Origin of the sequence: Streptomyces sp. NPDC059917, from assembly GCF_042730635.1 — a bacterium.
GTDB lineage: Bacteria > Actinomycetota > Actinomycetes > Streptomycetales > Streptomycetaceae > Streptomyces.
Window position 1 is genome coordinate 35,077 of sequence record NZ_JBHWLC010000059.1, and the last position, 19,777, is coordinate 54,853.

Consider the following 19,777-nt stretch of genomic DNA (forward strand, 5'->3'; position numbering starts at 1 on the left):
CCGAGCGGCCCCTCGGGCCGCTCGGCGAACCCCGCCTACTCCAGGACCGGCAGCAGCTCGGGCAGGTGCCCGTCCGAGGCGTGCGCCGCGCGCAGGCGCTCCTCGGGCACCTCGCCGTACAGGGTCGTACGGGCCCGGGCCGGCCGCCCGGCGGCCTCCGCGATCGCGACCAGGTCCCGGATCGACTTGTACGAGCCGTAGCCCGAGCCCGCCATCCGGGAGATGGTCTCCTCCATCAGGGTCCCGCCCAGGTCGTTCGCCCCCGAGCGCAGCATCTCGGCGGCGCCCGCCGCACCGAGCTTGACCCAGCTGGTCTGGATGTTGGTGATGTGCGGGTGGAGCAGCAGCCGGGCCATCGCGATCACCGCCCGGTTGTCGCGGTCCGTCGGCCCGGGCCGGGCGATGCCCGCCAGGTAGACGGGCGCGTTGGTGTGGATGAAGGGCAGCGTCACGAACTCCGTGAAACCGCCGGTTTGCTGCTGGATCCGGGCCAGGGTGCGCAGGTGGCCGAGCCAGTGCCGCGGCTGGTCCACGTGCCCGTACATCATGGTCGACGAGGAGCGGATGCCCAGCTCGTGCGCGGTGGTGACGACGTCGATCCAGTCGGCGGTGGGCAGCTTGCCCTTGGTGAGCACCCAGCGGACCTCGTCGTCCAGGATCTCCGCCGCCGTCCCCGGGATCGAGTCCAGCCCGGCCTCCTTGGCCGCCGTCAGCCAGTCGCGGACCGACATCCCGGTGCGGGTCGCGCCGTTGACGACCTCCATCGGGGAGAAGGCGTGCACGTGCATGCCGGGGACGCGCGCCTTCACCGCGCGCGCGATGTCGAAGTACGCGGTCCCGGGCAGGTCCGGGTGGATGCCGCCCTGCATGCACACCTCGACCGCGCCCACGTCCCACGCCTGCGCGGCCCGGTCGGCGACCTGGTCGAGGGAGAGGGTGTAGGCGTCGGCGTCGGTGCGGCGCTGGGCGAAGGCGCAGAAGCGGCAGCCGGTGTAACAGACGTTGGTGAAGTTGATGTTGCGCGTGACGATGTACGTCACCTCGTCGCCCACCACGGATTTGCGCAGGTCGTCGGCGATCCGGCAGAGCGCGTCCAGGGCCGGGCCGTCCGCGTGCAGCAGGGCGAGGGCCTGGTCGTCGCTGAGCCGCGTCGGGTCGTCGGCGGCCTGCGCGAGGGCCGCGCGGACCTCGGTGTCCAGCCGCTCGGGGTCGCCGCTGCCCGGGTCCGCGGCCATGCCGGGGGCCGCGGCCTCGCGCAGCGCCTCCCAGTCGCCGTAGACGTGGTCGAAGTCGTCCCGCCGGTCGGAGGTGCGGCCCTCGGTGTCGATGGTGGCGTGCAGATCGGTGCGGCCGGTGCCGGTGAACCCCTCGTCGGGCTCCTGCCACGGCCGCCCCTCGACCCGCGCGTGCTCGTCCGCGAGCCCGGTCTCCCCGTCGGCCAGCGCGCGCACGTGCGGCAGCAGCCGGGGGTCCAGCCAGGGCTCGCCGCGCCGGAGGAACTCCGGGTAGATGGTCAGGCGTTCGCGCAGCTCGAAGCCGGCGGCGGCGGTCCGCGCGGCCAGCTCCTCGACGTGCGGCCAGGGCCGTTCCGGGTTCACGTGGTCGGGGGTGAGCGGGGAGACCCCGCCCCAGTCGTCGATGCCGGCGCCGATGATCAGGGCGTACTCGGCGTCCACCAGGTTCGGCGGGGCCTGGATCCGGGCGGCCGGGCCCAGGACGTGCCGGGCCACCGCGACGGCGGCGGCCAGCTCCTCCAGCTCCGCGTCGGGCATCGCGCGCATCGCGGTGTCCGGCTTGGCGCGGAAGTTCTGGACGATGACCTCCTGGATGCCGTGGTAGGCCCGCTGGATCCGGCGCAGCTCGAAGAACGCGTCCGCGCGCTCCTCGTACGACTCGCCGATGCCGATCAGCACCCCGGTGGTGAAGGGGACGTTGGAGCGGCCCGCGTCCTCCAGGACGCGCAGCCGCACGGCCGGCTCCTTGTCGGGGGAGCCGTGGTGCGGGCCGCCCGGCTCCGACCACAGCCGGATCGCGGTGGTCTCCAGCATCATGCCCATCGAGGGCGCGACGGGCTTGAGGCGCTGGAGGTCGGACCAGGTCAGCACGCCGGGGTTGAGGTGCGGGAGCAGGCCCGTCTCCTCCAGCACCCGGATCGCCATCGCCCGGACGTAGGCGAGCGTGTCGTCGTAGCCGTGCGCGTCGAGCCACTCGCGGGCCTCCGGCCAGCGGTCCTCGGGTCGGTCGCCGAGCGTGAAGAGCGCCTCCTTGCACCCCATCGCGGCGCCCTCGCGGGCGATGTCGAGCACCTCGTCGGGGGAGAGGTACAGGCCGTGGCCCGCGCGGCGCAGCTTGCCGGGGACCGTGACGAAGGTGCAGTAGTGGCACTTGTCGCGGCAGAGCCGGGTGAGGGGGATGAAGACCTTGCGGGAGTACGTGATGACCCCGGGGCGGCCCGCGGCGGCGAGCCCGGCGTCCCGGACCCGGGCGGCGGAGGCGGCGAGGTCCCTCAGGGCCTCGCCGCGGGCCTGGAGCAGAACGGCCGCCTCGGCCGCGTCCAGCGCGACGCCGTCGCGCGCCCGCTTGAGGGCGCGGCGCATGGAGTTGTCGGTCGGAGCGGTGCTCGGAGTGCTCATGGCGTGAGCATACGATCCGAGGAACCGGGTGCGAGGGCTGCTGTGACGGGCCTCATCGCATCAGCTCACCGGCGTTGACCAGCAGCGACTGGCCGGTTATCGCCCGGGCGCGGTCGGAGGCGAGGAAGGCCACGGCGTCCGCGACGTCGCCGTCGGTGGCCAGTTCGGGCAGCGCCATCCGCTGGGTGAGGCGCGCCAGCACCTCCTCCTCCGGAACGTTCTCGGAATGCGCGCTGAAGGTCACGAAGGCCTGCACGGGCGGGCCCCACATCCAGCCCGGCAGGACGGTGTTGACCCGGATCCGGTCCGGGCCGAGCTCGCGGGCCATCGAGTACATGGCGGAGGTCAGCGCGCCCTTGGAGGCGGCGTACGCGGCCTGCTGGACCTCGGAGGGGGCGGCCACGGCGGACTGCGTGCCGATGATGACGACGGCCCCGCCGTTGGCCTTGAGCGCGGGCAGGCAGGCGCGGGTCATCCGCAGGGTGCCGAGGAGGTTGACGTCGAGGATCTGCTGCCAGGTGCCGAAGTCGGCGTCCTGGAGGCCGCCGAAGTAGGAGTCCCAGGCGGCGACGTGCACGACCGCGTCGATCCGGCCGAAACGGTCCTGTGCGAGGGCGGCGAGGGCGGCGCACTGCGCCTCGTCGGTGATGTCGGTGGGGAGGTGGGCGGTGTGCGTGCCGTCGGGGTCGATCTCGGCGGCGGACTTGGCCAGGTTGGCCTCGGTACGGGCGCCGAGGACGGCGTTGCCGCCGTCGCGCACGACGGTGGCGGCGACCTGGTGGCCCAGTCCGGCGCCGACGCCGGAGACGATGACGGTCTTGCCTTGCAGCAGCATGCGGGCTCCTGGCGGGGCGAGGGCTCGTGGATCTGACGGGGCGTCAGGCTACGGGGGTGGGGGCGGAGTGTGAAGCCCTTGGGTCCGGCCGGGTCGTCCGCCCTCCGGGGGCGCCTCGAACGCCGACGGGGTTCGAGGTGGGGCCGCGAGGGGGTCCGGTCAGGACAGGGCGGTCGACAAGCGGGTCAGGCCTTCGGCTATCTCGGCGGGGGTGTGGGTCGTGAACGACAGGCGCAGGGTGCGCGGGTCCGCAGGGCCGGTGAAGAAGGCGGCCCCCGGCACGTACGCCACGTCGTGCTCCACCGCGACCTTCAGCAGCGCCCCCGCGTCGTACCCCTGCGGCAGCCGCGCCCAGACGAACATGCCGCCCTCCGGCCGGTTCCATCGCGACCCCGCGGGCAGCGCGCCCGGCAGCCCCGCGAGCAGTGCGTCCCGCCGCTCGCGGTAGGCCCGCCGGACCGCGCCCACGTGCGCGTCCAGGTCGTTGGCGGCGAGGTAGTGCGCCGCCGCCAGCTGGTCCACCGTCGAGGTGTGCAGGTCGCTGGCCTGCTTCGCCACCACCGCGGCCCGCCGCAGCGCGGCCGGGGCCCGGAGCCAGCCGAGCCGCAGCCCGGGCGCCATGACCTTGGAGAAGCTGCCGAGCAGCGCCGTACGGTCCCGCGCCCGCGGATGCGCGGCCAGCCAGGGGATCTCCGCCCCCTCGTAGCGGAGTTCGCCGTACGGGTCGTCCTCGACCAGCCACGTCCCGAGCCGCTCGGCGATCTCGGCCACGGCGGCCCGGCGGGCGGCGGGCAGGGTGCGGCCGGTCGGGTTCTGGAAGGTGGGCACGGTGTACAGCAGCTTCGGCCGCTCCCGCCGCACGGCCTCCTCCAGCGCCTCCGGCACGATCCCGTCCGCGTCGCAGGTCACGGCCACCACGCGGGCCCCGGCCAGCTGGAAGCACTGGAGGGCCGCCAGGTAGGTCGGGTTCTCGACCAGGACCGTGTCCCCCGGCTCCACCAGCGCGGCCGTGACGAGCGCGAGGGCCTGCTGGGAGCCGGTGGTGACCAGCACGTCGTCCGGCCCGGTCGGGAGCCCGCGCGCGCTCGCCCGGGCGGCGACGGCGGCGCGCAGTTCGGGGGCGCCCTCGGTGGTCGAGTACTGCAGGGCCCGGGCGGCCGAGGTGGTGAAGGCGGCGTCGTAGGCGGCCCGCAGGCCCTCGGTGTCGAAGAGCTCCGGCGCCGGCAGCCCGCCCGCGAAGTTGATCACGCCGGGCCGCTCGGTGAGGGCGAGGATCTCGCGCACGGGCGAGCCCGCGGTCGAGACGGCCCGTGCGGCGAAGGGGGGCGGGGATGCGGGCACGGAGGACTCCTTCGGGAGGCGGATGGGCGCAGCGTAGCGGCGGAAGATGCATATGACACCCACCTGTCCACGGGCTGAACTCCCTCCCACCACTCCACATCTGATGAATCATCAGCTAGACCGGTGCCATGACGACAGAAGACACCCGCCCCGACGACTACGCCGCGCTCGCGTCGGTCGGCCCCTACGGCGTCCACCCGGGCCACGCGCTCATCACCATGGTCGAGCCGCACCCGGGCCACGAGTTCGCGTACAACCGCTGGTACGAGGACGACCACTACTACGCGGGGGCCATGGCCATGCCGTGGATGTTCGCCGGGCGCCGCTGGGTGGCCACCCGCGAACTCCAGGAGCTGCGCTACCCGGAGAAGTCGGCCGTCGCCCAGCCGGTGACCGCGGGCTGCTACCTCTCGACGTACTGGGTGACCGAGGGCCGCTACGACGAGCACATGAAGTGGACCGTCGGCATCAACAAGCGGCTGAACCGGGACGGGCGCGTCTACCAGGACCGCACGCACGTCTTCACCGCCTTCCAGGACCACGAGGCGACCGTCTACCGCGACGGGGCCGCCGGGCCCCGGGACTACCACGCGATGGACCACCCGTACGCCGGGCTCGTCCTCCAGGTCGTCGACGCGGAGGGCCCGGAGCAGCGGGCGCGGCTGCTGGAGTGGCTGCGCTCGCGGCACCTGCCGCAACGGCTGCACGGCTCGCCCGCCGCGATGGTGACGGTCTTCCGGCCGACCCCCCTGCCGGGCGACCGGATGACGTACGTCAAGCAGGTCGAGGGGGTCGACACCCGGCTGACGCTGCTGTGGTTCCTGGAGGCCGATCCGCGCACCTGCTGGGACCGCTTCCAGGGGCTGGACGCGGAGGTCGCGGCGGCGGGGCTGGGCGGGAAGGTGGAGCTGGTGGCGCCGTTCGTCCCGACCGTGCCGGGGACGGACCGGTACGTCGACCAGCTCCGCTAGGGGGCGGTGTCGTGGTCGTGGCCCCCGCCCCGGCCGTCCGCGCCGCCGGGGCCGGGGGTGCGGGCATGGCCGAGCCCCCTCGGCCGGGACGGCGGGCCAGTCGAGAGGGCTCCAGTCAGTACTGCGGGTCCTGCGGGTCTTGCCGGTCCTGCTGCCGGTGGTGCGGGCAGGTCGGTCGGGGAGCTCGTCGCGATGCTCAGACGAGCTGTCCCAGCCGGCCTTCGTTGACCTCGTTGACGAACGAGGTCCAGGAACCCGGCGCGAAGGCGATGGACGGACCGTCCTGCACCTTCGAGTCGCGGACCGCGATGGCCTCGGTGACGGGGGACTTGACTTCGACGCACGCACCGTTGCCGCCGGAGTACGAGGACTTCGTCCAGTTTTCCGTGGCGCCCAGTCGAATAGCCATGTTTTTCTCCGGTTCAGCGAGTCGTTCCGAATTGACGCCAGCCAATTTCCTGTTCCTGGCTGACGTGATCGACGCTACCGGCACCGCCCGACGGGTGAAGGGGCCATTCACCCGTCCGGATGGCATATTCAGGCCAGGTCTTCCGTGGCCGGGTGGTGACGGTGTACCGTACCGGCGCCCAGCGCCACCTGCCCGGTTTGCTCCACTTTTACCGATGCTTGCCCGCGTGGTCGTTGATGATGTCGGAGATGAACTCCCGCGTCTGGTCCACATTCAGTGCCTGGGCGCGCAAGTGCTCGTACATCACGCTGTACTTCTGGACGTCATTCGCCTTCTCCAGGTACAAATCGCTCGTGACGCCCTCGATGTACACGACCGTCGAGTCGGAGGCGTCGGGGAATTCCAGAATGGCGTACTGGCCGTTCACGCCGGGGTGCGCGCCCATGGAGAAGGGCATCACCTGGACGGTGACGTACGGCTGTTCCGACTGCTCTATCAAGTACTCCAGCTGCCGGACCATCAATTGCCCGTCGCCCACGCGCCGGCGCAGGGCGGCCTCGTCGATGACCGCCCACAGGCGCAGCGGACCGACGTCGACGTTGCTGTTGTCGGTCTCCGAGAGCCGCTTCTGGCGGTGCATCCGCACCTGTACGCGCTTCTCGATGTCGACCGGCGCGGTCTCCGGCAGCGCGCCGCGGATCAACGCCTGGGCGTACTCCGGCGTCTGGAGCAGCCCCGGGACCACCTGGGGCTCGTAGGTCCGCAGGCTGGCCGCGTCCGTCTCCAGGCCGATGTAGACGCTGTAGGGGATGTCGCCGAAGGCGTGCCACCAGCCCTGTTGGCGGGAGTCCTTGGCCATCTGCATCAGGGAGTCGACGAGCCGGCGGTCCTCGACCTCGTAGACGTCGCACAGGTCGCGGACGTCGCGCTGGCTGATGGAGCGACGGCCGTTCTCGAGCCGACTGATCTTGGACTGGGAAACGAGCAGGCGTTCGGCGACCTGTTCGGCCGTCATGCCCTTGTCCTCACGGAGCTTGCGCAGCTCCATGCCCAATCGGCGGCGTCGGACGGTGGGGTTGACATTGGACGCCACGATTACGGCACCTCCGCTTGCTTGCTGTTTGCTTACTGTCTCTCTGCGTGTCTGATGATGAGCAGACTGCCATCGAAGGGCGCGGCCTCGCTGGGGAACGGGCCGGAACGGTTCCGCGGGACCCGGGGCGCGGTACGCCTGGTGGTGCAGCGGCGCCGGGCGGGGCCGGTGGGCCCGGTGGTGCCCGGGGGCCCTGTGGTGCCCGGGAACGCAGGCGCGCGGGGTGGCGGGGCCGGTGGACCGGCCTCGCCACCCCGCGCGCTGGCGGTGTCCGCACCGGGTCCTTGGGGGATGCCGGTGGCGGCCGTGGCGTTCGTCGTGCGTCGCGCGCCGTCCGGTGGGGTGTACCGGTGACGCGTTCGTGCGTGCTGCGTTGGTGCGGTCGTTCTGGTGGCGCGGTGGATCAGTGCGCGGCGGCGCGGGCCATCGCGCCCGTGCGGCGCGGTTGCAGCGGAACGCTGGTCGCCACCCCGCGCGCGGTCGGCTGCGAAGCCGGTGCCGGAGCACGGTCGCGGCGCGGCTGTGCGGCCACACCGTTCTGAACGTCCATCACGGCGTGTGCCACGAGGCCGCCCATGGGGTCGTGTCGAATCAGGTCCCGCAGGCGGGACCTGGACGAACGCCCCTCATTGCCGGGGTAGAGGTGCTTGCCGAGTCCGACCGCGTGGGCCAGCGCGGCGAGCGCCGCGGTCCGCGGGTCCGGCGGTACACCGGTGCGGATCGCACTGTCCAGCCGGGCACGGATCTCCCGGCTGATTGCCGTGTCGGTCGCTTGGTAGCGAGTCGTCGGCAGAACTCCGCACATCTGGCCCGCGACGGCATGCACCATGCCGCAACGCTCCAGGTGAGCGAGGTACACCTGGCGGAGCCCCAGTCGGGGTCCGCCGATCCAGTGGACAGCCCGAACCGGACTGCCGCGACGGCGCAGCAGTTCCAGTGCGGAGTCCAAGGTCGGATCTCCTGTCGGCCGTGGCATCACCACGGCGATACGATCCCCGTCTGGGGCTATCCGTCCTGCCAGAGCCAGCTCCACTAGCTGTGCCCCGGCCAGGCCGAGGTCGAGCGACTGCGGCTGCGCCGTGGTGCCCGTTGCCGGGTCCAAAGCGAGCAGCAGAAGCTCCTCCGGAATTGTTCTGCGGCTCCTGCCCATCCATGCCTCCCCGCGTGGATGAGTGACAGGGTGACCCCTCTCACATTCATCTGTCGAGAGTGCCTGGTCGCTTTGTGGGGGAACCGGCAAGTATGTCGTACTCGTCTAGCACGGGGGCGATGCCCCCTAGACGGGACACTGTTAGACGGTTCGGACAGCGGTCCGGGTAGCGGCCGGACGTCGATCGAGGAGGAACTGGTGGCGGGCGAGTCCCCCGACAAGTCGGTAAAGCAAGGCGCGGGGGCGGCGGAATCCGACCCTCGCCTGTCGGTGTTCCGCCCCCGGGATCCGGAGGCCGCTCCCGAAGGGAAGGACGATCCCCTGCGCGCCGCGGTTGCGGCATGGGTGGCCACATCCGACGAACCGGCTGCGGATGGCGACGCGGTCGACGCGGACGCGGATGCGGATGCGGACGGGGGCGCGCCGGAAGCGGTCGAGGCCGAGGCGCCCGAGGTCGCCCGTACGGACTCCCCTTCGGCCCGCGCCGAGGACCCGGCACCGGAAGCCGACGAGGACCCGGAACCGGACGCCGATCAGGATTCCGCTTCGGCGTCGGCGGACGCGCCTGACGAGGCTCCGGCCGCGTCGGAGCCGACCCCGGCCAAGGGCGCCGAGCGGGCTGCTCCCGAGGATTCCGCTTCCTCGGACGAAGCCGCTGACCCCGAGCGCACCTCGGTGTTCCGGATGCCCGTCAAGGATTCCGAGAAGGCCGCTGCTCCGGCTCCCGCGGAGGAGGCGCCGCCGGTGTTCGAGGCCTTCCGCCGTAATCCCGGCATCGGTGGAAACTCCCCGAAGAAGGATTCCGCTTCCCGCCCGGACCCCCGCCTCCCGTCGCCTTCCGCCGCCGAGCCGACCGCGAAGGCTCCGGCCGCCGCCGCCGACAGCGAGCGCACGGCCGTCTTCCGTGCGGTCCGCCCGGATGCGAAGCCGGATGCGAAGTCCGACGCGAAGCCGGATGCCGAGCCGGAGGCGAAGCCCGAGGCGAAGGCTCCCGCGAAGCCGGACGCCGCCGAGCCGACCGAGAAGCCGACCGCGAAGGCTCCCGCTACCGCCGACAGCGAGCGCACGGCCGTCTTCCGTGCCGTCCGCCCGGACGCGAAGCCGGATGCTAAGCCGGAGGCGAAGCCCGAGGCGAAGGCTCCCGCGAAGCCGGACGTCGCCGAGCCGACCGAGAAGCCGACCGCGAAGGCTCCGGCTGCCGCCGCCGACAGCGAGCGCACGGCCGTCTTCCGTGCCGTCCGCCCGGATGCGAAGCCGGACGCGAAGTCCGACGCGAAGCCGGATGCCAAGTCGCAGGCCAAGCCGCAGGCGAAGCCCGAGCCCGAGGCTCCGAGCGACAGCGAGCGCACGGCCGTCTTCCGCGCCGTCCGCCCGGACGCGGCCCCGGCCGACGCCACGGGCCGGACCACCGGCACCGGCCCGTCGACCACCAAGTCCGGCGCCGGAGACAAGGGCAGCGACAAGGCGGGCGACAAGCCCGGCCAGCGGCCCAGCACCTTCGTGCCGCTGCGCGGCGAGGGCGCGCCCAAGGCGGAGCCCAAGGCGCCGGTCAAGGCGACCCCGCCCCCGGCGCCGAAGCCGCCCGCGGGGCCCGCGGCCGCCACGGCCCCCAAGCCGCCCGTCACCCACACCGGCTCCGAGCGGACGACGCAGCAGCCGCTCCCGCCCCGGCCGCCGCTCGACCTGCTCGCCGAGCTGACGAACAACCCGCCCCCGCCGCCCAGCCCGATGCGCACCACCGTGCGCCGGGTCAAGATCTACGCCCCGCTGCTCGTCCTGCTGCTGGTCGTCCTCGGCATCGTCCAGCTGGTGCGCCCGCTGCCCGCCCCGGCGCTGAAGATGACGGCGAAGACCTCGTACGCCTTCGAGGGCGGCAAGCCCGACCTGCCCTGGCCCACCGACGGGCAGGCCTACATGGCCGCCGCGGGTCTCGGCACGCTCGGCTCGTCCGGCGAGATGAAGCCCGTACCGATCGCGAGCGTCACCAAGTCGATGACGGCGTACATCATCATGCGCGACCACCCCTTCAAGAAGGGGGAAAAGGGTCAGATGATCGACATCGACAAGACGGCCGAGACCGAGGGCAAGAAGAACAACTCCACGGACAACGAGTCGACCCTCGACACGGTCCAGGAGGGTCAGAAGATCTCGGAGTACGACGCGATCGCGGCCCTGATGATCCCCTCGGCCAACAACATCGCGCGGCTCCTGGCCCGCTGGGACTCGGGCAGCCAGGAGGCGTTCGTCGCGAAGATGAACGCCACCGCCAAGGAACTCGGCATGACCAACACGACGTACACGGACCCCTCGGGTCTGGACGCGACCACGGTCAGCACCGCCGAGGACCAGGTCAAGCTGGGTCTCAAGCTCGTCGAGATGGACGCGCTGCTCGACATCACGAAGAAGCCGAGCTGGGTCGACCCCTCCGGCAAGACGTGGCCCAACTGGAACCGGCTGGTTCCCTACAACGACTCGCTCGGCATCAAGACCGGTACGACGACCAAGGCGGGCGGAAACCTGCTCTTCGCCGCGCAGAAGAAGGTCGGCAACACCAACCAGCTGATCGTCGGGGCCGTCCTCGGCCAGCACAAGCCGCCGATCATCGACACGGTGGTCGACGCCAGCCGGAAGCTGCTGATCGGGACCCAGAAGTCGCTCCAGGGAGCGACGGTCGTGAAGAAGGGCGATGTCGTCGGGTACGTCGACGACGGGCTCGGCGGTCGGACGCCGGTCGTCGCGACCGCGGACGTCCAGGCCGTCGGGTGGTCGGGACTCACGGTCACCGTCAAGCTGGGTGACGGCGGTACGAAGCTGCCGGAGACGGCGAAGGCGGGCACCCAGGTGGGCGTGCTGACCGTCGGCGAGGGCGCGAGCCAGGTCAAGGTGCCGGTGGCGCTCCAGCGCGAGCTGGCCGCGCCGGGCCTCGGCAGCAAGCTGACGCGCGTCGGCTGACAGCAGGTGCGCGACGGGCCGACGGCGCTCCGGGCAACCCCGGGGCGCCGGGTCGCGTCTTGGCACCGGGACGGATGTTGGGGAGTACGGCAGTGACCACCGCTGAGCAGGGCCGCGAGCCGCGGACGCGGGACGGCGACCGCCACCGGGACGACGGTGGCGCCGCGGGCGACCCCGGGGAGCCCGGGATACCGGGCGGCCCGGGTCCGGAGCGGGACCCGGGCCGACCCGGGCTCCGGCGTCGGCTCGGGATCCGCTGCCGCGCCGCGGTCGCCTTCGGCCACCGGCACCCGATCGGCGTGACGACCGCCCTCGCGGCCCTCGTCCACGTCGCCTGGTTCTTCAGCTTCGCGAACAGCGGCGGCGACCTCGCCGCCCAGGACGCCTGGGCCGAGTTCGTCGGCCGCCACCCGGACTCCGCGTACAACCTCGCCTGGTACGGCGGCATGCACCCGGTGTCCTACAGCGTGGTCTCGCCGTACCTCATGCACGTCCTCGGCGTCCGCACCACGATGATGATCGCCGGGACCGTCTCCGCCGGTCTCCTCGCGCTGGTCCTGACCCGCTGCCGGGGCGCCGTGCGGCATCCGTTGTGGCCCGCGCTCGCCGGGCTGTTCGGGCTGTTCTGCAACGCGGTCTCCGGCCGGGTGACCTTCGGGCTCGGGGTCCTCTTCGCGCTCGGCGCGGTCGCCGCGGCCTTCTGCTGGCCGCGCAAATGGGCCGAGCGGCGCTGGGCCAAGGCGTCCGTCGCCGCGGTGCTGGCGGCCCTCGCGACCGCGTCCAGCCCGGTGGCGGGGCTCTTCCTCGGGGTGATCGCGGCCGCCCTGTTCCTGAGCGGGCGGCGCCCGGGCGCGTACGCCATCGGGCTGCCCCCGGTGGCCGTCGTCGGGCTCTCCGCGTGGCTTTTCCCCTTCTCCGGGACGCAGCCGATGGGGTTCGGATCGGCCTGGCTGCCGTTCCTGTTCGGGGTGCTGGCGGCGGTCCTCGTACCGAAGGAGTGGACGACGGTGCGGATCGCCGCGGCCGTCTACGCCTTCGGGGTCTTCCTCACCTGGGCCATCGATTCCCAGATCGGCTCGAACGTCACCCGGCTCGCCATGCTCTTCGCCGGAGCCGTCCTGGTCGCGGCGATCCCGCACGCCCTCCCGCGCTCGCGCCGCTGGTGCGCGCTGGTGCTGGCCGTCGTCGGGGTGAGCGTCTGGATCGGCACGAACAGCGTGATGGACATCGTCCGCACCACGCCCGTGGCCTCCTGGAACCGCGAGCTGGCCCCGCTGATCGACCAGCTGCAGAAGGCGGGCGCGGACCGCGGCCGGGTCGAGGTGGTCCCGGTCAGCAGCCACCGTGAGTCCTCGGCGATCCCCTCGTACGTGAACCTCGCCCGCGGCTGGAACCGGCAGGCCGACCTGGAGCGCAACCCGGTCTTCTACGACGACACGCTCACCGCCGACACGTACCGGACCTGGCTGGAGCGCTGGGCCGTGCACTACGTGGTGCTGCCCGCCGACAAGCCCGACAACGGCGGCGAGGCCGAGGCGAAGCTGGTGCGCGCGGGCCTGCCCTACCTCCAGCAGGTGTGGGGCGACGCGAACTGGCAGCTCTTCAAGGTCGACGCGCCGACCGCGCTGGTCTCCGGCCCGGCGACGGTGGTCCGCGCGGGCGCGGACCAGCTGGTCGTCGACGTGCGCCAGCCCGGCCGGGTGCTGGTACGGATCCCCCACTCGCCCTGGCTGGGCCTGGTCGACGCCGCCGGCAAGCCGGTCGAGCCGCCGCAGGAGACCGATGCCTCGAAGGCGCGGGGCGCGGCGACCGCCAAGGGCGCGGTGAAGGCGCCGAGGGAGTACGCGAACACCTCCGGCTGCCTCTTCAAGGCGGAGCCGGACGACGCGGGCGACGTGTGGACCGAGCTGCTGGTCCCGGCGCCGGGGGAGTACCGGGTGGCGGCGAAGTACCAGCTGCCGCGCGGCACGCCCTGCCCGGAGGAGCTGGTCCGCACGGTCGTCGGGACGCCCGAGCTGCCGTAGTCGGCCGCCGGCCGTGCGGGGCCGTCGCCCGGGTGCGTTCATCCTCATATCTGCATACGATCCCCATAGGTCCGATTGGCCGGTAGGTCGATGGAATGCCCCCCGAGGGAGTTGACGGCGGGATGAGCGAAGAGCAGAAGCAGGATTACCGTGCGGCGGTCGCCAAGGCGCTGGAGATGTCCCGGGCGCCGAAGGGGCCGGGGCACGGCTACGAAGGTGAACTGCGGAGCAAGGTGAAGGGCGGAGCGCACACGAAGGCGGCCCTGAAGAGGTCGGGAACCCCGCAGGGCGACCGCATCGGAGAGCGCAGCCGGGGCCTCAGCTGACGGAGGGACCGTGATCGCGCTCGGAAGTCCTCCCGGCCGTCGGTCGGGGGGACTTTCTCGTCCTCAAGGGCTAGGCGGGGGCCGGTTCAGCAGTCCTCGGGAATGACCCGCCGCGGGCCTTAACGCCTTCGCGGTCACGCGTCCGGCGAACTGTTACCTTGCCGAGGGATTACCAAAACATGACCCTCGTAACGTCTCTCGTGTCGCCAGGAGATCCGGCGGACCGCGACACCGCGGGACCGTGAGACCACGGGCGACGCCGACGAGGGGAACCACTCATGCGCGCCACCTTCCGTACCGCCGCCGTCGCCGCCGGTGCCCTGACCGCCCTGGCCCTCCCGGTGGGCGCCGCCCTCGCCGCCGAGGCCCCGGCCCCCACGGGACCCGCCGCCCCGGCCCCGCAGCCCACGGTCACGACGACGCTCACGCCGAAGGCGCCGAAGGGTCCGGTACGGGCCGGGGCCGAGGGCGTCGGCGTGGCGAGCAGCAGCACCACGCTGATCGCCGGCAGCGCGGGCACGGCCGCCGTCGGCGCCGCGGGCCTCGGCTTCGCGATGCTCCGCCGCGGCCGCTCCAGCCGCTGACCCCGCCCCCCGTACCGCCCGTACCCCCCGTACCGCCCCGTCCTTGTCCCCGCCCGGAGTACCCCGATGACCCCCACGCACGCCCACGCCCACACCCGCTCCCGCAGCCGCTCCCGCTCCCGCAGCCGCCGGGTCGTCCTCACCACCGCCGTGGCGTTCGCCGCCACGGGGGCGCTGGCGGCCTGCGGGGCCGGGACCGGCGCCCGGCCGGCCCCGGACCCGAAGGTCGGCAGCACGGCGGCCGCCGCCGTCGAGCCCGCCTCGAACGCGGCGCACGCACTGCCGAGGTCCCGACCCACCGGGATGAAGATCGACGCGGCCGGGGTGGACGCGAAGAAGATGGTGGACCTCGCGGTGGACGCGTCGGGCGAGCTGGGCGTTCCCGACGCCGGGACCGAGGCCGATGTGCCCGGGTGGTGGGCGGCCGGGGCGACCCCGGGCGAGCGGGGCGTCTCCGTGCTCGTCGCGCACTTCGACACGAAGTACGGCCCGGCGCTGATGAAGGACGTCAAGAAGATCAAGCTCGGCGACCTGATCGAGGTGCCGCGCGAGGACGGGAAGACCGCGAAGTTCAAGATCCGCGAGATCGAGGACGTCGACAAGAAGGACTTCCCGACGGACAAGGTCTACGGCGACACGACCCGCCCCGAGCTGCGCCTGCTGACCTGCGGCGGCGAGATCGAGGACGGCCACCGCACCAACAACGTCATCTTCTACGGCGACCTCGTGGCGTGAGCACGACCGCCGGGGACCCGGCCGCCCCGACCCCCCGCCGTATCCCGCGCCCCCGGCGCGCGGCCGCCGCGCTCGCCCTCCTCGCCCTGCCCGTCACGGCCCTGGCCCCGGTCCTGGCGGGCTGCGGCACGGCGCAGGACGTGGTGGGCGAGCGCGGGCGGCCCGCGGCGCGTGCGCAGGGTCCGTACCGGCTGTGGCCCGAGCGCCCGCCCGCCGAGCCGGACGCGGACGCGGCGGACGCGGGCGACCGCCCGGTCGGCGTCGCCGTGCCCGGCTTCGCGGACGGCGAGGGGGGCATGCACGCGGTGGACCCGATGGAGCTGGTCACGGCCGACCTGCTGTCCGAACCGGGCCGCCGCGGGGACCCGGCCGAGCGCGACCGCCTCCTCGAGGAGCTGGGCGACTGCGAGCAGCCGGGGGCTGCCGGGTGTCCGCTGCACTCGGCGCACTACCGTGATCTGACGGGGAACGGCGAGGACGAGCTGATCCTCGGCCTCGGGGTGTCGCCGGACGTCCTGAACATCCGCATCTACGCCTGCCGGGACGGCCGGGTCCTGAGGATCATGAACACCTACGAGCGCGCCGTCAGCATCGAGCTGGCCGAACGGGACGTGATCGTCCGTACCCACGAGGGCGCGCCGGGCACGGAGAAGCGCGAGGTGTGGAGCTGGTGCCCGAGCCGGCAGGCCCTGCTGCCGCGCCTGACGGAGATCATCCGCCCGGACCGGGAGTCCCGCCGATGAGGCACCGGATCCGCCTCCCGGCCTGGACGGCGACGCTGACCTGGAAGGCGGCGGTCTTCATCACCCTCATGTGCTGCGGCCTCGCCGCCCTCCTCGGCGGGCTCGTCCACAGCGCCATGACCAACCAGACCATCGGCGCCGCCCGCGAGAAGGCCCTGGACCGGCTCGACCGGATCACGCAGGGGTACGAGGCCGGCACACGCACCCCGCGCGGCGAGGGCATCGACCCGAAGGCCCTGCCCGCGGAGCTGCGCGCGTACGCGGCGACCGGGCGGCGCGGCACCCGCGTCGGCGAACTGCGCAACAAGCGGGTCATGTGGGCGGCCGGACCCGCCGACCGGGACGGCGTGATCGCCGCCGCCGTCGACTACAGCGCCAGCGAACAGACCATCGCCGACCTGGACCGGGCCATCCTCGGCTCGTCGGTCCTCGCCATCGGCGGCACCCTCCTCATCGGCGCCGTCGGCGTCACCCGCATCACCCGACGGCTCCACCAGACCGCCCAGGTCGCCCGCCGGATCAGCGCGGGCGACCTGGACGCCCGGGTCGACGATTCGGCGCGGGCCCGGGACGAGGTGGCCGCCGTGTCCGACGCGCTGGACATCATGGCGGCGTCCCTCCAGCGCAAGCTCGAAGCGGAACGCCGCTTCACCGCCGATGTCGCGCACGAACTGCGCACCCCGCTGACCGGGCTCAACGCCGCCGCCGAACTCCTGCCGCCGGGCCGTCCCGCCGAGCTCGTGCGGGACCGGGTGCAGGCCATGCGCGCCCTGACCGAGGACCTGCTGGAGATATCGCGGTTGGACACCCGCAGCGAACGCCCCGAGCTGGACTCCTACGACCTCGCCGAGCTGGCGGCCCGTACGATCCGGGCCTCGGGCACCGACACGCGGCTGACCGTGCTGTCCTCCCGCGTGGTCGAGACGGACCACCGCCGGGTGGAACGCATCCTGGGCAACCTGATCGCCAACGCCCACAAACACGGGGCGGCCCCGGTGACGGTCACGGTGGACGCCGCCACGGTGACGGTGACGGACGCGGGGCCCGGCTTCCCGGACTACCTGCTGACGAGCGGACCGCAGCGGTTCCGCACGGAGGGCATGAACAAGGGCCACGGCCTGGGCCTGACCATCGCCGAGGGCCAGGCCCGCGCCCTGTCCGCCGCCCTGACCTTCACGAACCGCCCCGAAGGCGGCGCCGAGGCCCGCTTCACCCTGACCCCGCCACCCTCATCGCCGCCGAACCCCTGACACGACGAAGACCCCCCGACCGCGGTCGGGGGGTCTTCGTCCTACGTGTCTCGCGTGCCCTCGGCAGGATTCGAACCTGCGACACCGGCTTTAGGAGAGCCGTGCTCTATCCCCTGAGCTACGAAGGCAGGGGCCCGTCGGCGACAGCCTAGCGGATCGTGCTGGGAGTGTTCGCACGGATTGCTGCCGTGCCCGGGCCGGGGGGAAGGCGCCCCCGCGGGCGGTCGGCCGGAAGTGGCGAAGTCGTGGGGGAAGGCGGGCATCCGCTCGCGCGATCGGGGGAGTTGTCGGAAAGTGGGGGGCGACCTGGCCCTTCCCGTGGCCGCGGGCCGCCGACCGCGGAGGCAGAGCGGAGATCGAGCATGCTGGACATCGCCGACGAGCTGCACCGGTGGGTCGGGCAGGGGCGCGATTTCGCCGTCGCCACGGTCGTGGCGGTCGGCGGCAGCGCGCCCCGGCAGCCCGGGGCGGCCCTTGCCGTCGACAGCGGGGGCACCGCGATCGGTTCGGTCTCCGGCGGGTGCGTGGAGGGCGCGGTGTACGAGCTGTGCCGGCAGGCGCTCGAAGACGGCGAAACCGTCCGGGAACGCTTCGGGTACAGCGACGACGACGCCTTCGCCGTGGGTCTGACCTGCGGCGGAACCATCGACATCCTGGTCACCCCGGTCCTCGTGGACTCCCCGGCCCGCGCCGTCTTCGAGGCCGCGCTCGCCGTGGCCGCGCGGGGTGGGGCGGCGGCCGTCGCCCGGATCGCCGAGGGGCCCGCCGAGCTGCTGGGCCGCCCGTTGCTCGTGCACGCGGACGGTGCGTACGAGGGGACGCTCGGCGGCCATCCGGGGCTGGACGCGACCGCGGCGGCCGAGGCCCGGGCGATGCTCGACGGGGGTCGGACCGGTGCCGTGGAGATCGGCGCGGAGGGGGCCCGCTGCGGACGGCCGGTGCGGCTGCTGGTGGAGTCGAGCGTGCCGCCGCCGCGGATGATCGTCTTCGGTGCCATCGACTTCGCCGCCGCGCTGGTGAGGGTGGGCAAGTTCCTCGGGTACGAGGTGACGGTGTGCGACGCGCGGCCCGTGTTCGCGACGAAGAATCGTTTCCCTGAGGCCGACGAGATCGTGGTCGACTGGCCGCACCGGTACTTGGCGGACACCTCGGTGGACGCCCGTACCGTCCTGTGCGTGCTGACGCACGACGCCAAGTTCGACGTCCCGCTGCTCGAACTGGCCCTGAGGCTCCCGGTGGCCTACGTCGGCGCGATGGGATCGCGGCGCACGCACGAGGACCGCAACGCCCGGCTGCGCGAGGTCGGCGTCACCGAGCTGGAGCTGGCGCGGCTGCGCTCGCCCATCGGCCTCGACCTGGGCGCCCGTTCCCCCGAGGAGACGGCCCTGTCCATCGCCGCCGAGATCGTCGCCAGCCGACGCGGCGGCAGCGGGCGTTCGCTGACGGGCGCGCACACCCCGATCCACCACGACGCCGCCGCGACCGCCCCGGTGGCCCGGATCGCCTGAAGCGGGCCGGGAAGGGAACGGGCCGGGGCGATCGGGCCGGGGGACCGGGCCGGGAACGGACTACCCGGCTCCGGGGGACGGGAAGACGATCAGCGGCTTGATGATCCCGTCCGCGCGCCCGGCGAGCAGTTCGTAGGCCCGCCCGACCCGGTCGAAGGAGAAGGCGTGCGTGGTCATCGCGGTCGGTTCGATCCGCCCGCTCTCGATCAGCCGCAGGATCCGACCGGTACGGGCGCCCTCGGACCCGGTGTCCGCCGCGCAGCCGGCGTGCACGACCCGGCCGCCCCGGGACACGATCCGCCGGGCCGTGTCCGCCGCGCCGGGGCGGGCGTCCGCCCCGACCGCCTCGATCGCGACGTCCACACCGGTCCCGCCGGTCAGCTCCATGATCCGCCGGGCCGTGTCCTCGTAGGCGGGGTCCACGACCACGTCCGCACCGAAGCGCAGGGCCAGCTTCTGCCGCCGGATCCCGGACTCCACCGCGATGATCGGGCCCGCGCCGCGCAGCCGTGCGGCGATGGTCGTGCTGAGTCCCACCGCGCCCTGGCCGAGCACCGCCACCGGACGCCCCCGGCGCAGCTCCGCGCGCTCGGCGGCCGCGAAGCCGCCGGAGAGGGGGCCCGTCGCGTAGAGGGCCTGGTGGTCGCTGACCGCGTCCGGGACCGGGGTGAGGGTCTCCCGGGCCGGTGTGGCCTGCGGGGGCTGCGGGGTGCCGGGAGTGCCCGGGGCGTTCGGGGCGTTCGGGTGGCCCGCCGGGCACGGGACCAGGACGTATTCGGCGAGGCTGCCGTCGCTCACGGAATGCGGGCCGCCGCCGCCGACGGCGACGCGCTGGCCGACGTACAGCCCGGTGGCCCCGGGCCCGAGGGCGTGCACGACGCCGACGGCCTCGTGGCCCAGCGTCGTGTCGGGTCCGGCGGGCAGGCCGCGGCGCGCGCCGCGCACGTCCGAGGCGCACAGGAGGGCCGCCGTGATCCGTACGACCGCCTCCCGGGGCCCCGGCTCCGGAACGCTCTTGGCGATGACCGCCACCTCGCCCGTCCGGCGCAGCACGAAGGCCTTCATCCGGCTCCCTCCCTCTCGTTCGCTCCCGTCCTCCTCCCGCGCTTCCACTGTCGCCGCGCGCCGGAGACCGGAGAGGGGGCCGGAGGTCGGGAGGGGCCGGGCCGAGGGGCCGGACCGTGTTCCGCGGGGCGCGGCCCGGTCGGGAGGAGGTCCCGACC

The 19,777-nt window shown here is 73.4% G+C and carries 16 protein-coding genes and 1 tRNA gene; 9 read left to right on the plus strand and 8 right to left on the minus strand.

Annotated features, from left to right (window positions below):
- Nucleotides 1-35: 35 nt before the first annotated feature.
- From ACFWAR_RS28665 to ACFWAR_RS28675, 3 genes are all read right to left on the minus strand, one after another.
- Nucleotides 36-2,633: a bifunctional FO biosynthesis protein CofGH gene (locus tag ACFWAR_RS28665; protein ID WP_385783031.1), complete on the minus strand. Its 2,598-nt coding sequence runs from the start codon at nt 2,631-2,633 to the stop codon at nt 36-38.
- Nucleotides 2,634-2,685: 52 nt separating this feature from the next.
- Nucleotides 2,686-3,468, minus strand: a complete 783-nt coding sequence (locus ACFWAR_RS28670; protein ID WP_385783034.1) for an SDR family oxidoreductase — start codon at nt 3,466-3,468, stop codon at nt 2,686-2,688.
- A gap of 159 nt (nt 3,469-3,627) precedes the next feature.
- Entirely contained in the window at nt 3,628-4,809 is a 1,182-nt protein-coding gene (locus ACFWAR_RS28675; protein ID WP_385783037.1) for a PLP-dependent aminotransferase family protein, read from the minus strand.
- Between the two features lie 128 nt (nt 4,810-4,937).
- Between ACFWAR_RS28675 and ACFWAR_RS28680 the strand changes: the two genes are divergently transcribed.
- Nucleotides 4,938-5,780, plus strand: a complete 843-nt coding sequence (locus tag ACFWAR_RS28680; protein WP_385783040.1) for a hypothetical protein — start codon at nt 4,938-4,940, stop codon at nt 5,778-5,780.
- Between the two features lie 196 nt (nt 5,781-5,976).
- On the opposite strand, the gene ACFWAR_RS28685 is transcribed toward ACFWAR_RS28680, so the two are convergent.
- The 3 genes from ACFWAR_RS28685 to ACFWAR_RS28695 form a co-directional block, all read right to left on the minus strand.
- A complete protein-coding gene (locus ACFWAR_RS28685) occupies nt 5,977-6,189 on the minus strand; it encodes a DUF397 domain-containing protein (protein WP_354380417.1) in 213 nt (70 codons plus the stop codon).
- A 208-nt stretch (nt 6,190-6,397) separates the two neighbouring features.
- A complete protein-coding gene (locus tag ACFWAR_RS28690) occupies nt 6,398-7,282 on the minus strand; it encodes a helix-turn-helix domain-containing protein (RefSeq protein ID WP_385783043.1) in 885 nt (294 codons plus the stop codon).
- Between the two features lie 403 nt (nt 7,283-7,685).
- Nucleotides 7,686-8,432 carry a GPP34 family phosphoprotein gene (locus ACFWAR_RS28695; protein ID WP_385783046.1) on the minus strand — a complete coding sequence of 249 codons (747 nt, stop codon included), beginning with the start codon at nt 8,430-8,432 and terminating at the stop codon, nt 7,686-7,688.
- A gap of 345 nt (nt 8,433-8,777) precedes the next feature.
- Here ACFWAR_RS28695 and ACFWAR_RS28700 point away from each other — a divergent pair, with 345 nt between their 5' ends.
- The 7 genes from ACFWAR_RS28700 (at nt 8,778) to ACFWAR_RS28730 (ending at nt 17,046) form a co-directional block, all read left to right on the plus strand.
- Nucleotides 8,778-11,384: a hypothetical protein gene (locus ACFWAR_RS28700; protein WP_385783049.1), complete on the plus strand. Its 2,607-nt coding sequence runs from the start codon at nt 8,778-8,780 to the stop codon at nt 11,382-11,384.
- 74 nt (nt 11,385-11,458) lie between these two features.
- Entirely contained in the window at nt 11,459-13,408 is a 1,950-nt protein-coding gene (locus tag ACFWAR_RS28705; RefSeq protein WP_385783052.1) for an MFS transporter, read from the plus strand.
- A gap of 122 nt (nt 13,409-13,530) precedes the next feature.
- Nucleotides 13,531-13,734 (plus strand): hypothetical protein, encoded by a 204-nt coding sequence (locus ACFWAR_RS28710; protein ID WP_385783055.1) that lies wholly within the window; start codon nt 13,531-13,533, stop codon nt 13,732-13,734.
- A gap of 278 nt (nt 13,735-14,012) precedes the next feature.
- On the plus strand, nt 14,013-14,318 hold the full coding sequence (locus ACFWAR_RS28715; RefSeq protein ID WP_385783058.1) for a hypothetical protein: 306 nt from the start codon (nt 14,013-14,015) through the stop codon (nt 14,316-14,318).
- Between the two features lie 66 nt (nt 14,319-14,384).
- Nucleotides 14,385-15,053 (plus strand): sortase domain-bontaining protein, encoded by a 669-nt coding sequence (locus tag ACFWAR_RS28720; RefSeq protein ID WP_385783061.1) that lies wholly within the window; start codon nt 14,385-14,387, stop codon nt 15,051-15,053.
- On the plus strand, nt 15,050-15,796 hold the full coding sequence (locus ACFWAR_RS28725) for a hypothetical protein (protein ID WP_385783063.1): 747 nt from the start codon (nt 15,050-15,052) through the stop codon (nt 15,794-15,796). Before ACFWAR_RS28720 ends, ACFWAR_RS28725 begins: the two co-directional genes overlap by 4 nt.
- Nucleotides 15,793-17,046 carry an ATP-binding protein gene (locus ACFWAR_RS28730; RefSeq protein ID WP_385783066.1) on the plus strand — a complete coding sequence of 418 codons (1,254 nt, stop codon included), beginning with the start codon at nt 15,793-15,795 and terminating at the stop codon, nt 17,044-17,046. Before ACFWAR_RS28725 ends, ACFWAR_RS28730 begins: the two co-directional genes overlap by 4 nt.
- 55 nt (nt 17,047-17,101) lie before the next feature.
- On the opposite strand, the gene ACFWAR_RS28735 is transcribed toward ACFWAR_RS28730, so the two are convergent.
- Nucleotides 17,102-17,174: transfer RNA gene (locus tag ACFWAR_RS28735), tRNA-Arg, on the minus strand.
- A gap of 234 nt (nt 17,175-17,408) precedes the next feature.
- Between ACFWAR_RS28735 and ACFWAR_RS28740 the strand changes: the two genes are divergently transcribed.
- Nucleotides 17,409-18,554 (plus strand): XdhC family protein, encoded by a 1,146-nt coding sequence (locus ACFWAR_RS28740; RefSeq protein ID WP_385783069.1) that lies wholly within the window; start codon nt 17,409-17,411, stop codon nt 18,552-18,554.
- A 60-nt stretch (nt 18,555-18,614) separates the two neighbouring features.
- On the opposite strand, the gene ACFWAR_RS28745 is transcribed toward ACFWAR_RS28740, so the two are convergent.
- Nucleotides 18,615-19,619, minus strand: a complete 1,005-nt coding sequence (locus ACFWAR_RS28745) for a zinc-binding dehydrogenase (RefSeq protein ID WP_385783072.1) — start codon at nt 19,617-19,619, stop codon at nt 18,615-18,617.
- Nucleotides 19,620-19,777 lie beyond the last annotated feature (158 nt).